Origin of the sequence: Sporolactobacillus laevolacticus DSM 442, assembly GCF_000497245.1 — a bacterium.
Taxonomy (GTDB): domain Bacteria; phylum Bacillota; class Bacilli; order Bacillales; family Sporolactobacillaceae; genus Sporolactobacillus; species Sporolactobacillus laevolacticus.
Genome location: NZ_AWTC01000001.1, coordinates 371,559 through 385,945 on the forward strand (window position 1 = coordinate 371,559; position 14,387 = coordinate 385,945).

The following is a 14,387-nucleotide window of genomic DNA, read 5'->3' on the forward strand; positions in this document are numbered from 1 at the left end:
ATGACGCGCATGAACTGATCCAGTCTCGGGCAGGTCCTCGCGTTCTCCTCTATTATTTTGCATCATACCACGTTGGGCCGTAAGAGCATTCTACTTTCAACGGCACATTCAGCTTAATGGCATGTTCCATAACTTCAGGAACAATACGATTCATTTCTTCTAGTTCCCGTTCAGGGACCTCGAAGATCAATTCGTCGTGTACCTGAAGCAGCATTCGTGAAGTGAGCTTCTCCTCTTTAAGCCGCTGATCCATGATGATCATGGCCTGCTTGATGACGTCTGCCGCACTCCCTTGAATTGGTGTATTCATCGCCGTCCGTTCAGCAAAGCTTCGGCTGTTGAAATTGCGGCTGTTAATGTCAGGCAAATAGCGGCGTCGATTCAAGAGTGTAGTTACATAGCCTTCGGTTCTTGCCTGGTTGACGATATCATCCATATAATGGCGTACGCCCGGATAGCTTTCCAGGTATTTTTCAATGAAATGTGCAGCATCTTTTCGTGTGATTCCCAGATTCTGAGAAAGACCATAGTCACTGATCCCATAAATGATGCCGAAGTTCACTGCCTTCGCGTGACGCCGCATCAGTGAAGTCACTTCGTCTTTCTCCACACCGAATACGTCCATCGCGGTCTTTGTGTGGATGTCCATCCCGTCGTTAAACGCCCGTTTCAAATTCTCATCATCAGCAATGTGCGCGAGTACGCGAAGCTCAATCTGAGAATAATCGGCCGAAAAAATCTGCCACCCTTCTTCTGAAGGGAGAAAGGCTTTGCGTATTTTTCGTCCTTCTTCGAGACGGATCGGTATGTTCTGCAGATTCGGATCGGTTGAACTGAGCCTTCCCGTTTGGGTAAGTGCTTGATTATAGCACGTGTGGACGCGTCCTGTTTCTGGGTGTATGACCTTGAGCAAGCCCTCTACGTATGTTGAGTTGAGTTTTCCCAGCTGGCGGAAATCAAGAATCTTGCTGATAATTTCATGTCGTCCTCGCAGCTTTTCAAGTACATCGGCAGCCGTGGAATAGCCGGTCTTTGTTTTCTTCACCGGTGGCAGCTGCAGTTTCTCAAATAAAATCTCACCCAGTTGCTTTGGTGAATTAATATTGAACGTGACACCGGCCATCGCATAAATTTCTTGTTCAATGACGTCGAGTGTACGGTTCAGTTCGGCACCCATTGATTTTAAAGTTTCACTGCTTGCCTTAATACCTGTGTATTCCATTTTCGCCAATACACGAGCAAGTGGCATTTCAAGATCAAAGAGCAATTCTTTTTGCTTGTTGTTGATAAGTTCGTTAATGAGTTTAGGTTCCAGCTGCAGCAATGCGGCTGCTTTTCTGCCTAAATGCTGTGCTTGGCCCGCTCCTTCCGGTATTTTCAATTTTGCACCTTTGCCATAAAAAGCGTCATCGGATTCAATATTGGAAATACCGCGTTTCGTAGCAAGCTGCGCGAGATCTTGTCCGGCTTCTGAAGTATCAATCAAATAGGTCGCAAGACGAGCGTCAAATGCTGTGCCCATAAGATTGATCCCTCGCCATTTCAAAGCCACTTCAGCCTGTTTGCTGTCCAGCAGCACTTTTTTCATCGTGCTGTCTTCCAGCCATTTTACAAAATAGTCATCCCTAAGCGCATGTTCCGTTTCAATAAAAAAGGTACCTGCGCTATTTGAAACTGCAAAGCCATTTATTTTACCGTAATGATAGTTTTCATCCAGCATTTGAACAATTAACGCGCTTGGCGAAATGAGTTGATCGGGTGTAAATCGCGTTACCGTTTTCACTGAAATATCAACGGTTTCTGTTGAACGTTCACCTGTTTCAGATTCATTCAATTTATCAAGCAAGGACTGAAAGCCGAGTTCCTGGAACAGGTCCTTTAGGCGATCTGTAACCTTGTTTTTGAAGGCGCATGAATCCAAAGTCAGAGCAATCGGTGACTGCTTATCAATCGTTGCAATTTTTTTGCTCATCAACGCCTGTTCTTTATTCGTTTCCAATTTTTCTTTTAATTTCTTGCCGGTTACTTCTTCAATATGCTCATAAACGCCTTCGATCGATTCAAATTGTTTCAGTAACTTGATCGCCGTCTTTTCTCCAACACCAGGGACGCCAGGAATATTATCAGAGGCGTCACCCATTAGCCCTTTTAGGTCAATGACACCATCAGGATTAATCCCGTAACGTTCCTGAACCTTGTCCACATCGTAATCAACAGTATCGGTAATTCCCTTCCTGATCAGGGAAACGCGGACACCATCTTCAACAAGCTGAAGATAGTCTTTATCCCCTGTCACGATGCGTACATCATAATCATTCTCATGGGCTTTCTTAGCGAGCGTGCCGACAATATCATCTGCTTCATAGTTATCCAGTTCATAACGTTGGATCCCCATTGCATCAAGCAACTCATGAACCAACGGAAATTGCTGTGAAAGTTCCGGCGGCGTTTTCTGGCGACCGCCCTTATACTCTTTATAAGTTTCATGGCGAAAAGTCGTTTTCCCAGCGTCAAATGCGACAAGAAGATGAGTAGGCTTCTCTTCCTCAATGACTTTCATTAGCATCATCGTAAAACCATAGACTGCATTTGTATACATCCCCTGATTATTACTCAGTAATGGAAGGGCAAAAAAAGCACGATAAACGACATTGTTTCCATCAATCAAAACCAGTTTATTCATAACGTTCCTCCTGAAAGGCAAAAAAAACCTGTGCTGCTTATTCATATATTTTAAAGCAACACAGGTTATTTATCCAATACTGGCTTTTTTTTAAAGGTAATGGTAAAGGTGGACCCCTTTCCCGGTTCACTTTTTACATGGATGTTTCCGCCATGGGCTTCCACGAGATGCTTGACAATGGCAAGGCCGAGGCCAGTGCCGCCGAAGTCACGGCTTCTCGCTTTATCAACACGATAGAAGCGTTCAAAGATTCTTGGGATTTGGTCCTTTTCGATGCCCATGCCGGTATCCGAAACAACCAGCTCCGCTTCTTGTTGGTTTTCCTGAATTGAGAGAGTCACGGTACCGTTTTCCGGTGTGTAGGCGATTGCGTTGGTGATCAGGTTAATCATAATCTGCCGGATCCGGAAAGAGTCACCGGCAACTACCCCTTTATCGCCAGGTATCCTTACAAGTTTTATATTTTTGGCATCTGCTTTTTCTTTGAAAATGAGAAGCACATTGTCTAACAGGTCTCCAAGCGACACTTGTGCCCATTGAATAGCAAAATGCTCCCGTTCTATTTTTGACAACTCAAGCAAATCCATAATCAGGCTCTGCAATCGTTGCCCTTCATGCAGCATAATTTGCAGAAATTGTTTTTCGAGCTCTTTGTCTTCTCTGGCACCATCTAGCAAAGTTTCAGTAAAGCCGATTAGCGAAGTGACAGGAGTCTTCAATTCGTGTGATACATTAGCCACAAAATCTTTCCGCATGTTCTCCAATTTCTTAATCGCAGTGATGTCATGGAAAACAACGACTATGCCTCTAACTTTTTTATGCTTGTTCAAAATTGGCGCACACGAGACATCGAAATGCTTTCGCTCGATATGAACCGTCAGCTGCATCTGCTTTACCAGTTTTTTCTTTGATTCAAAGGCTTTATCAATGATTTCACGGACTTCTTCGTAAGCAATCACTTGATGGTAATCTGCTAGCTCCCAATGCGCAGCACGGGTTTTAAAATCTTCCTTGAACGTTTGGTTGACGTAGTTAATACGTCCACTCCCATCAATAAAGATTAATCCATTTCCTATATTTTCAATAAGTGTCGACATGCTGTCCTGTTGCCGTGCGTATGAACGGTTGATTTCATGGAGTGTATCAGATATCCGATTCATCGCTAAATTCAGTCTCATAACGCTTTCGCGTTTGACATGATCTGAAGCGATCATATTATATGAACCCTCAAGCAGATTTTCCGCCATCCTCGCAGCAAATCGAACCGGAATAGCATAGGAACGCACCAAGAAATCCCTGTAAAAGAGCAGAGCTACCCCTGTTGCTATAAAAAAACAATAGATTAGTCCCAGTCCAACAATGACTGATCTTGGGCCCTTTATTTTCACATAACCAACGGTCTGTTGATCTGATTTGAGTGGTTCTATGTACAGAAATGATCGATCTTCGGGACGATAACCCACAGTCTGGCGAAGCTCACTTTTTTCTTCTCCGGTTGAGGAATAGATCAATTGTCGATCATTGTTATAAATGGAAACCTGAATGCCTTCTCGTTTCGTAAAACGGGTAAGAGAAGCATCAAGACCGCCTAATTGAAGCTCCCCATGTCGAACAGACAATGATTCTATCCAATTTTTTCTGGAAGTCATTGTTTGCTTGTCCTGATGTAGGAGGGCAGCTTGAATCACTTCGTTTGATACAAAAACCACGAAGAACAAGCTGGCGACAACAAATCCCCAGCGCATCCAGAATCTTTTGTCAAACCTTTGGTTCTTCAAGTTTATAACCCAACCCTCGTACGGTTTTAATATAGAGCGGCTTCCTTGTTACATCTTCGATTTTCTCACGAAGATGGCTGACATGAACATCAACAATACGTGTGTCGCCAGCAAAGTCATAGTTCCAGACAGCATTAAGAAGCTGTTCCCGTGTGAGCACTCTTCCCTTGTGCTGCATCATGTAAACAAGCAGCTCAAACTCTTTTGGCGTCAGAACCATTTCCTCGTCCTTAAAAATCGCCTCAAAATTGTTCGGGTAAACTTTCAAATCACCGATTTTCAGTACTTCGTTCTGTTCCTGCTTACCTAAATCCGTCCGTCTCAAGATTGCTTTAACACGCGCTACCACTTCGCGCGGGCTGAAGGGTTTCGTCATGTAATCGTCAGCACCGAGCTCAAGGCCCAGTATTTTATCGAGTTCATCGTCCTTTGCCGTCAGCATTAATATTGGAACAAACCATTGTTCCTGACGAAGTTGCTTACACACATCCATCCCGTCCATTTCCGGAAGCATCAGGTCAAGGACGATCAGGTCGGGACGCGCCTCTTTGGCAATTCGCAAAGCATCCGTCCCTTTTGTCGCAGTAATCACTTCATACCCGGCTTTTTTTAAATTGAATGCAAGCAAGGTCACAATTGACGGCTCATCATCCACAACTAATATCTTTTTAGCCAAAACACTCACCACCTCTTGCTTCTCTCTTTTATACTATTAAGGATGTACTAAATTTTCAAGGAAAATAGTATAAGCGCAACTAAGCCTCTGCTTTTGCCGAAGGCTTAGCAATCGCAAGCTTTCTTTATCATAGCAATTTTGCGTTAAAGATTCAGCAATGAGTACCAATGATTAGCCGAATCGGCCAGAAATATAATCCGATGTGCTCTTTTTCTCAGGATTTGTGAACAATGTTCTCGTTTTGCCGAATTCAATTAATTCACCCTGATAGAAGAAAGCTGTGTAATCGGCAATTCTTGCTGCCTGTTGCATGTTATGTGTGACGATGACAATCGTATAGTCGTTTTTCAATTGAAGAAGTAATTCTTCAATTTTTGCACTAGATACTGGATCGAGCGCAGAAGTCGGTTCATCGAGCAGAATCACATCCGGTTTAAGTGCGAGTGCTCGCGCGATGCAAAGACGCTGCTGTTGTCCACCGGACAGACTCGTTGCCGAACGGTCCAGGCGATCTTTCACTTCATCCCAGAGCCCGACTTGCTGCAGACAATCTTCGGTCACTTCTTTCAGCGTCTTCTTATTACGCACACCGGCAAATCTCAATGGCAACTGGATGTTTTCACTGATTGATTTAGGAAAAGGGTTTGGCTGCTGAAAAACCATGCCGATTTCTTTGCGCAGCTGGACGACATCCACTTTAGGATTAAGGATATTGACATCTTTGTAGCTGATGGTTCCTTCACATCTCGCTGCAGGGATTAAATCATTCATTCGGTTAATTGTACGAATAAATGTTGATTTTCCGCATCCTGAAGGACCGATGAGCGCTGTAATCGATTTTTCATGTATTGGAAGATTTACATGCTTTACCGCGTGATTATCACCGTAATAGATGTTGACATCTTCAGCGTTGATTTGAACCGGAAGATCTTTTGTCACCGTATTATTTGAAAAAGAAACAATATTTTTCTCCATTTGTATCATGATAACTCCTCCTATTTTATCTTCCCGAAAGTTTTTGATTAATCACTTTACCCAGTGCGCGAGCAAACAGGTTAAACAAGAGTACACAAATCACAAGCACTGCAGCCGAACCGTTCGCAATCGTCTGAACGTCAGGCATGATTCCTCCTGTATTGACAGCCCAAATATGAACCGAAAGCGTTTCGGCTGATCGGAACAGGTTGAGTGGCGAATTCGGAGCCGCAGGATTCCAATTGCCGAAATCAAGATCAGGCGTTGAAAGACCGGCAGTGAATAAAAGTGCTGCTGACTCACCAAACACACGGCCAGCGGATAAGATGATACCTGTCAGAATGCTTGGAAATGCCGCGGGAAGCAAAATAGTCTTAATGGTATGCCAATGCGTGAGACCCAGAGCCAGGCCGCCTTCTTTCTGGTGACGCGACAAGGAGTTGAACCCGTCTTCGGTAACGCGGACAATCACTGGCAAGTTGAAGACGGTCAGTGCAAGCGCACCGGAAAATACAGAAAATTTAAATCCAAAATAATTCACGAACACAAGCATACCAAACATGCCGACAACGATTGAAGGTAGTGAGGCCAAAACCTCAACGCATGTTCTGATAAAAGAAGTTAGCCTACCTGGTTTCGCGTATTCAGCTAGGTATATTCCTCCACTCACACCAATTGGCACCGTTAACAGCATTGTAATAATCAAAACATAAAAGGAGTTCCAAAGCTGATCTTTAATGCCTCCGCCTGCGAGAAAAGGACTTGATGAAGTCGTAAGAAAATGCCAAGAGATACTTGATACACCTTTTACAAGAATATAACCCAGCAATGTTGCCAGAATACCAGCCATGACCGCCGCACACAGAATAATGAGGGATAACGCGATCCGATTTGTGACTTTGCTGTTCATCACGCATTCCTCCTTCTTGACAAGAACCGAATAATAACAATAAACACATAGGAGATCAACAACAAAATAAATCCGAGTGACCAGAGCGCATCATTCAAGATACTTCCGGTTGTAGTATGCCCCATGCTTAACGTAATAATGGTTGTTAATGTTGCAGATGGATCAAATATGGACTTAGGAAGAGTAACGACGTTCCCAATTACCATTTGAACAGCAAGCGCTTCGCCAAATGCGCGAGACATGCCGAGCACAATCGCTGTTACAAGACTTGAGCCGGCTGCCGGAATGACCACTCGCCAGATCGTCTGCCATTTCGTTGCACCAATTGCATATGATGCTTGACGAAGTGAATCAGGTACCGCACGAATACTATCTGCCGCGATACTGGCTACTGTCGGGAGGATCATGATACCGACTACAATAGCGCCTGCTAATAGATTAAATCCGGATCCGCCAAAATGTACACGCATAAAAGGAACAATGAGCGATAAACCGATTAAGCCGTAAACAACTGAAGGAATGCCAACCAAAATTTCAATAATCGGCTGCATCACTTTGGTTCCCCATTTTTTTGCAAGTTCTGCCATAAAAATTGCCGTTCCAATGGCTATTGGTGTTGCGATCAAGGCTGCCAGAAAAGTGACAGCCATGGAACCAAAGATAAACGGAAATGCGCCAAATGAGGGGTTTTGTGCGCGATCCGGATACCATTGTGTTCCGGTTATAAATGTCCAAAAATTCAAGTGATCAACAACAAACGAGCGCAGTCCTTGAATAGTTAAGAAGAGAGTGATTGCAGTCACAGCTACAATCATTAATATCGCACTGCTATAAATCAGGACTTTTCCCCTGCTCTCGCTTGTTCGATCCGTCAGTCGCCAAAACAGTCCTTTCTCATTAATGAGCTTCGACTTACTGGCTGTTGCCGTTGCCGGATCCATTGCCACTTTGCCGATTTTCATCCTCACACCTCATTTTTCAGTTATTCATAGACGCCCATATGACGACAAGCGGGAGGTCAGAAACCATTCCCGCTTAAGCCGTCATCGGACTTCTTACTTTATTTAATTAATACCCGTTTTTTAAAGGGTAATTATTTATCCGATTGTTTTCCAGTTGCATCGCGTTGAACTTTCATATCATTCACGGAGAGGTAACCTTGAGCTGGTACATCCTTCGTTTGTACTGCATCACTCATGATAAAGTCGAGGAATGCTTTAACCAGTTTCGAAGGTTCACCTTTCGTATACATGTGTTCATAAGCCCAAACTGGGAACTTACCAGAAGCTACGTTGTCATCGTTCGCTTCAACACCATCGATAGAAAGTTTTACAACTGATGAATCGTTTGCAGTGAAGTAAGAGAGTGCCATGTAGCCGATCGCTCCAGGCGTTTCAGAGATAATTTTCTTTACTGTGTTCGTTGAATCTTGGGTAATGCCTTCTGCCGGAGTCTTGTTATCAAGTGCGAACTGGTCGAATGTCGCACGAGTTCCGGATCCATCAGGACGGTTAACCAGGGTAATCTTCAGGTCTTTACCGCCAACTTCTTTCCAGTTTTTCACCTTACCGGTAAATACAGCTTGCAAATCTTTTTTCGACAGATTCTTCACGCCGGCTTTCGGGTTAACTGCTGCTGTCATACCAACAACTGCTACCTGATAATCTTTCAGCGCTTTTGCATCGATGTTTGATTTGCTTTCAGCGAAAACGTCCGACATACCGATATCAAAGTTACCAGCCTGTGCTTCGCTTAAACCGGTACCACTGCCTCCGCCCTGCACTTCAATCTGAACATTAGGATTTTTATCCATAAATTCTTTTGCTGCTTGAGCTGCCAATGGTTGTAATGCTGTCGAACCGCCGATTGTGATTTTTCCGGATAGTGCTTCAGTTGAAGAACTGGAATCCGATTTAGAAGAACTGCTGCTGTCTGATGAACCGCTCGAGCTCCCATTTCCACAAGCACTAAGTATGAGTGTTAATGAAAGAACAAGAGCAAGTCCAATGGCAAGCAAGTTTTTCTTTTTCATAAGAACATTTCCCCCTCAGAGTGTTGAGTCACCTTATTGCACTTCTTATAATAAGGCTTGATTTTTAAACGCATATAAACGAATTGTAAAGGTTTTGTAAAGGCGAAAATTGTCGTTCTTTAACCTTTATAAATAGGATTTGCTACAATCCATCCGATCATGCGTTTTTCAGCAAGCTTTTTACAAAGTACAAAAAAGCGAGATTAGGCTCTTTACCCTCCTCGCTTTTCTGGTTTTCCATTCATCAAAAAACAGGCTTCCTAGATTAGGACAGCCTGTATGAGTTAATGCAGCAATGAACATGTGAACTTAGAAAAATTAAACTTAGAGATTCTTAATCAAGGCATCGGCGAACTCTGAGCATTTCACTTCGGTCGCTCCTTCCATAAGTCTTGCAAAGTCATAAGTGACTACTTTACTGGAAATCGTTTTTTCAATCGCATTAATAATTAATTTCGCCGGTTCATACCACTTCAGATGTTCAAACATCAGTACCCCCGATAAAATGACAGAAGAAGGATTCACCTTGTCTAACCCCGCATATTTAGGAGCAGTACCATGTGTTGCTTCAAAAAGGGCGATTCCAGTTTCATAATTGATGTTTGCACCTGGGGCAATGCCAATACCGCCAACCTGGGCAGCCAGTGCATCTGAGATATAGTCTCCATCAAGGTTCATCGTTGCAACGACATCGTATTCACTAGGACGCGTCAGAATCTGTTGCAGAAAATTATCCGCAATAGCATCTTTGATAAGAATTCGTCCTTCAGACAGCGCCTGACTTTGTGCCTTATTCGCTGCATCCTTACCTTGTTCAGCAGCGATTGCATCATACTGTTTCCAGGTAAACGTCTGTTCTGGAAATTCTCGTTCAGCTAGCGCGTAACCCCAGTTTTTAAATGCGCCTTCAGTGAATTTCATTATATTGCCTTTATGAACGAGCGTGACACTCTTGCGACCTTCATTAATGGCATATTTTATCGCGGCACGCACTAGACGATCAGTTCCCTCTTTTGATATCGGTTTAATGCCGATACCGGATGTTTCAGGGAAACGGATCTTCTTAACCTTCATGTCATTCTGAAGAAAATTAATCACTTTTTGAGCTTCAAGTGTGCCGGATTCAAATTCGATACCAGCATAGATATCTTCCGTGTTCTCTCTGAAGATCACCATATCTACCAATTCCGGATGTTTCACCGGGCTTGGAACACCTTCGAAGTATCGAACAGGGCGCAAGCACGTAAATAAATCGAGCTGCTGGCGTAACGCGACATTAAGAGAGCGAATACCGCCTCCTACAGGCGTTGTCAGAGGTCCTTTTATCGCAATCACATATTGATTAATGGCGTCAATCGTCTCCTGAGGAAGCCATTCTCCTGAAAGATCAAAGGCTTTTTGACCGGTCAATACTTCTTTCCAGACAATCTTTTTCTCGCCGTTATACGCTTTCTCCACGGCAGCGTTAAAAACACGTGAAGCCGCACGCCAAATATCCGGCCCTATTCCATCACCTTCAATATAAGGAATAATCGGATGGTTTGGTACGTTAAGAATGCCATTTTCTACAGTAATTTGTTCTCCTTGTGTCACAACATGTACCTCCAGACCTTTAATAGTATGGCCATGCAAAAACATTTGATCGTAATTAATCTCATCAAGGCTTTGTTCTTTGGCTTGTGATTTAGCAAACGTCAAATGCGTGTGAAATACTTCACACCATAATTCAACAATTATCCAACCAGAACTGCTCAATGAATGAAAAAACAATCACAGAGTGATTAATATTGCTCATCTTTATTAACTATAGTATAACAGGTTTTCCATTGGTGCATTGCTGATCTGTGTGTATTGACACAGTTCCGTAATGCATATATTTTGTATGTGCCGACAGGTTCGGTTAATTTCGAATTCATTAAATTTACCGCTGTGCCATGGGTGTAACCCGTCGCAATCTTGGTCCGTTGTACTCTGCGCGAGGACGAATCAGCCGATTGTCGTTGTACTGTTCCAAAATATGTGCCGCCCATCCTGACGTTCTGCTGATTGCAAAGACCGGAGTGAACAAATCATGGTCAATCCCTAAAATATGATAAAGAGTCGCAGAATAAAAGTCCGTATTCGGTAGCAGCCCTTTTTTCTCTTTCATAAGGATTTCAATTTTCAGCGACATATCATACAGCCGACTATCTCCACTCATCTCGCTGAGTGTTCTAGCCATTGTCTTTAAAATTTTCGCACGCGGATCGCCATTTTTATATACGCGATGACCAAAGCCCATGATCTTCTTTTTATTTTCAAGAGCGTTCAAAATGTAATCATCTACCCACTCAATCGATCCGATACGTTCAAGCATACGCATTACCTGCTCATTAGCACCACCATGAAGCGGACCTTTTAAAGCTCCGATCGCTGAAGTAATGCCCGAGTACATATCTGAAAGTGTGGCAACACAAACTCGTGCTGTAAATGTAGATGCATTCAACTCATGATCAGCGTGAAGGACTAACGCTTTATCAAACATCTGCGCTTCAACTTCTGATGGCACCCGATCTTTCAGCATATATAAAAAATTGGCTGCATAACTAAGCGATTTATTCGGCACTACAGGTTGCAAACCCTGTCTGATACGCGCAAATCCAGCCACAAGGGTAGCAATTTTTGCCTGCAGCTTGATCGCTTTTTCTTTATTTGACTGTTTATCCATCAACTCGGCATCGGGATCATATATACCCAGAGTCGAGATAGCGGTTCTGAGGACGGCCATTGGATGCACGGTTTCAAGCGGATAATTTTTCATAAACTCAAAAAGTTCATTTGGAACGCTTGCATTTTCAGCAAGTTCGGCTTTAAAAGCTTGAAGCTGGTCTGCTGTGGGAAGTTCACCATTCCACAACAAATAAATCGTTTCTTCAAATGTTGACTGTTCGGCTAAATCCTGAATGCTGTAACCACGGTAAGTCAGCACATCATCTTTGATTGAACTGATTGCTGAGGTTGTTGCAACAACGCCCTCTAAACCTCTCGTCGTTGTCAAATTGATCCCCTCCCAGAAACACTTCCTGTTCCCTTAACAATGTAAGCGTTTGATTTTAAATGTTCTTAGAAAAACAAACACAGTCTGTTCTTAGACAGGTCGAACGATCCAGCCTGCTTTTTGACACCTAATCTTAAATGCTTTTGATAAATCATTAATTTGATTATATCCGCTAGCGCCGACTTTGTGAATTATAACCCTTTTATTCATTGTTCAATCACTGTCTGTGAAAGCATAATTCCCCATTTGTCGCATATCCATAGACATAAGGTGGGAGATGAGGACATGAACGCTCAGGAATCACAGCCATTCATGACTGGCTTATTAATCATATTACGTGCCCTTGTTGTCTTGATCATCACAGGCTTGATTGTGTGCACCATTCTTCTTGCTGTTCGTTATGCATTGCCATTCCTCATTGCCTGCGCACTCGCTTTTTTTATTAATCCCATTGTTGCTTTCATCGAAAAAAAAATTGGGCTGCCCCGCGGAGCAGCCTCATTTGTTGTTTTATTTACTTTCTTTTCTTTGTCCATTGGAATTTTGCTGTTTGCTGCGATGGCCCTGATCAAAGGCGTCTCCTCGTTATCCCGTTCCGTTCCGGTTGAAATTCAAGTACTCATTGGGGATCTGCAAACTTTTTTCTTTTCACATCTTTTGCCTTCATGGGAACAGGCGATGCACATCTTTTCAGGACTTCCCAGTGGCCAGCAAAAGACGATTCAGCTAAATATAGAAAGCATGGCCGGAACACTTGTGGAGATGCTCAATGACCTGGCAAGCCAATTACTGACAAACCTTACACAATTTGTTACAACGATACCGAGCACAATGATCTCAGCCGTTTTCATTTTTCTAGCAGCTTTCTTTCTTTCGAAGGATTCTGAGCAAATTAAATACCGATTTTACTTATTCTCGACGCATTCATCCATTGGAAAACCCATTTATAGGGTATTATCTGAATTAAAAAAAACATGCATTGGTTTTGTACGAGCTCAATTTTTGCTTGTACTGATGACAATGGTACTCGTGTATATTGGTCTTGTCGTATTAAGAACTCCGCATCAATTGACCATTGCCTTAATCACAGGACTTGTCGATCTTATCCCTTATTTAGGGACAGGCGCCATTTTTATCCCATGGATTCTTTATCAGTTTCTTATGCATCATTATTTTTTCACAATTAGTCTGACAAGCCTTTATATCACCGCAATCATTCAGCGACAATTAATGGAACCGAAAATTTTATCCGCAAATATCGGTCTTGATCCATTAGCCTCACTCGTTGCGATCTATTTCGGTTTTCGTTGGCTCGGACTTGTCGGACTTGTTGTCGGCCCATTACTACTCGTCGTGGTTAAGACACTGTATCATTCCGGAACCTGGCAGGAGATATGGCATTATATTCTCGGAAAGAAGGTATAGTGCCGCTTATTTGGTTTATCTGAATGAACGAAAAACAAAGCCGCCTCTGTCAAACTGTTTACGAATCCACTTTCTTACACGTAGAACGATAGCCATCCTCACCGCAGGAATCAAAAGCAGAATACCTGCACAATCGCTTAATAGTCCAGGAACACAGAGCAGGAAACCGCCAAGAAGCAGACACGCCCCATCCAACAATGGTTCGCCTGGTATCCGCCTTAGGCTCAGATCCTCGCTAATTTTCTGCACGATTGTAAAGCCCTGCCGCTTGACCGTCCAGAGTCCGATAACAATGGACAGCAGCAAAATCAGGATAAGATTGAGCCATCCAATCAGCTGGCCGACAAAAATCAAGACACAGACCTCGGCAAGCATACAAAGAAGAAGTACAAGAAAAAATTTTTTCAGCACGAAGCAACTCCTCCTTCAGAAATCAAGCCAATCCGGCAGCTTTGGTAATGATCGCATGCAATTCAGGTTTCTTTCTCCTAATTGATACCGGACGAAGGGATAAATCCGTCAAGCAATGCGAACTTGTCCCATCAACAAGCAGCTTTCGATCCGCTTCTCTAAAAATTTTATAGTTAAAGCTCATCTTTATACTGTCATAAGCTGCTAATGTTGTTTCAACAAGGACTGTATCATCATATAGAGCCGGCGAATGATAGTGTACTTCGATGCCAAGAACAGGCATCATGACTCCCTCTTCCTCAATCGCTCTATAGGAAAGACCACATTGCCGAATCCAGTCTGTCCGCGCAATTTCAAACCAATTCACATATTGACTATGGTGCACAATCCCCATTTTATCCGTTTCATTATACCGAACGACAATTTTCGTCGTAGCTACATTCATCGTTAATCACTCCAG

General features: G+C 43.1%; 12 protein-coding genes. 1 reads left to right on the top strand and 11 read right to left on the bottom strand.

The features are described from left to right. Positions 1-52: 52 nt before the first annotated feature. From polA to citZ, 9 genes are all read right to left on the bottom strand, one after another. A complete protein-coding gene (gene polA / locus P343_RS21195) occupies positions 53-2,683 on the bottom strand; it encodes a DNA polymerase I (RefSeq protein WP_023508711.1) in 2,631 nt (876 codons plus the stop codon). A gap of 65 nt (positions 2,684-2,748) precedes the next feature. Further along, entirely contained in the window at positions 2,749-4,461 is a 1,713-nt protein-coding gene (pnpS, locus tag P343_RS21200; protein ID WP_031263551.1) for a two-component system histidine kinase PnpS, read from the bottom strand. Then, on the bottom strand, positions 4,442-5,137 hold the full coding sequence (locus P343_RS21205) for a response regulator transcription factor (protein WP_023508713.1): 696 nt from the start codon (positions 5,135-5,137) through the stop codon (positions 4,442-4,444). Before P343_RS21205 ends, pnpS begins: the two co-directional genes overlap by 20 nt. A 171-nt stretch (positions 5,138-5,308) precedes the next feature. Next, positions 5,309-6,112: a phosphate ABC transporter ATP-binding protein PstB gene (pstB, locus tag P343_RS21210; protein ID WP_422784800.1), complete on the bottom strand. Its 804-nt coding sequence runs from the start codon at positions 6,110-6,112 to the stop codon at positions 5,309-5,311. A gap of 25 nt (positions 6,113-6,137) precedes the next feature. After that, complete coding sequence (gene pstA / locus P343_RS21215) at positions 6,138-7,022, bottom strand: phosphate ABC transporter permease PstA (protein ID WP_023508715.1); 885 nt, start codon at positions 7,020-7,022, stop codon at positions 6,138-6,140. Continuing rightward, positions 7,022-7,984, bottom strand: a complete 963-nt coding sequence (pstC, locus tag P343_RS21220; RefSeq protein WP_023508716.1) for a phosphate ABC transporter permease subunit PstC — start codon at positions 7,982-7,984, stop codon at positions 7,022-7,024. Before pstC ends, pstA begins: the two co-directional genes overlap by 1 nt. 131 nt (positions 7,985-8,115) lie before the next feature. After that, a complete protein-coding gene (locus P343_RS21225; RefSeq protein WP_023508717.1) occupies positions 8,116-9,054 on the bottom strand; it encodes a phosphate ABC transporter substrate-binding protein in 939 nt (312 codons plus the stop codon). Between the two features lie 324 nt (positions 9,055-9,378). Further along, the gene (gene icd / locus P343_RS21230; RefSeq protein WP_031263556.1) at positions 9,379-10,647 is read right to left on the bottom strand and encodes an NADP-dependent isocitrate dehydrogenase; all 1,269 of its coding nucleotides are present in this window, start codon (positions 10,645-10,647) and stop codon (positions 9,379-9,381) included. A 328-nt stretch (positions 10,648-10,975) separates the two neighbouring features. Next, positions 10,976-12,091, bottom strand: a complete 1,116-nt coding sequence (gene citZ / locus P343_RS21235; RefSeq protein ID WP_023508719.1) for a citrate synthase — start codon at positions 12,089-12,091, stop codon at positions 10,976-10,978. 285 nt (positions 12,092-12,376) lie between these two features. Here citZ and ytvI point away from each other — a divergent pair, with 285 nt between their 5' ends. Further along, positions 12,377-13,516, top strand: coding sequence for a sporulation integral membrane protein YtvI (gene ytvI / locus P343_RS21240; protein WP_023508720.1), 1,140 nt, complete (start codon positions 12,377-12,379; stop codon positions 13,514-13,516). A 15-nt stretch (positions 13,517-13,531) separates the two neighbouring features. On the opposite strand, the gene P343_RS21245 is transcribed toward ytvI, so the two are convergent. Together P343_RS21245 and P343_RS21250 are read right to left on the bottom strand one after the other, a co-directional pair. Beyond that, positions 13,532-13,927, bottom strand: a complete 396-nt coding sequence (locus P343_RS21245; RefSeq protein ID WP_023508721.1) for an FxsA family protein — start codon at positions 13,925-13,927, stop codon at positions 13,532-13,534. Between the two features lie 22 nt (positions 13,928-13,949). Further along, complete coding sequence (locus P343_RS21250; protein ID WP_023508722.1) at positions 13,950-14,372, bottom strand: acyl-CoA thioesterase; 423 nt, start codon at positions 14,370-14,372, stop codon at positions 13,950-13,952. Between the last annotated feature and the right edge of the window lie 15 nt (positions 14,373-14,387).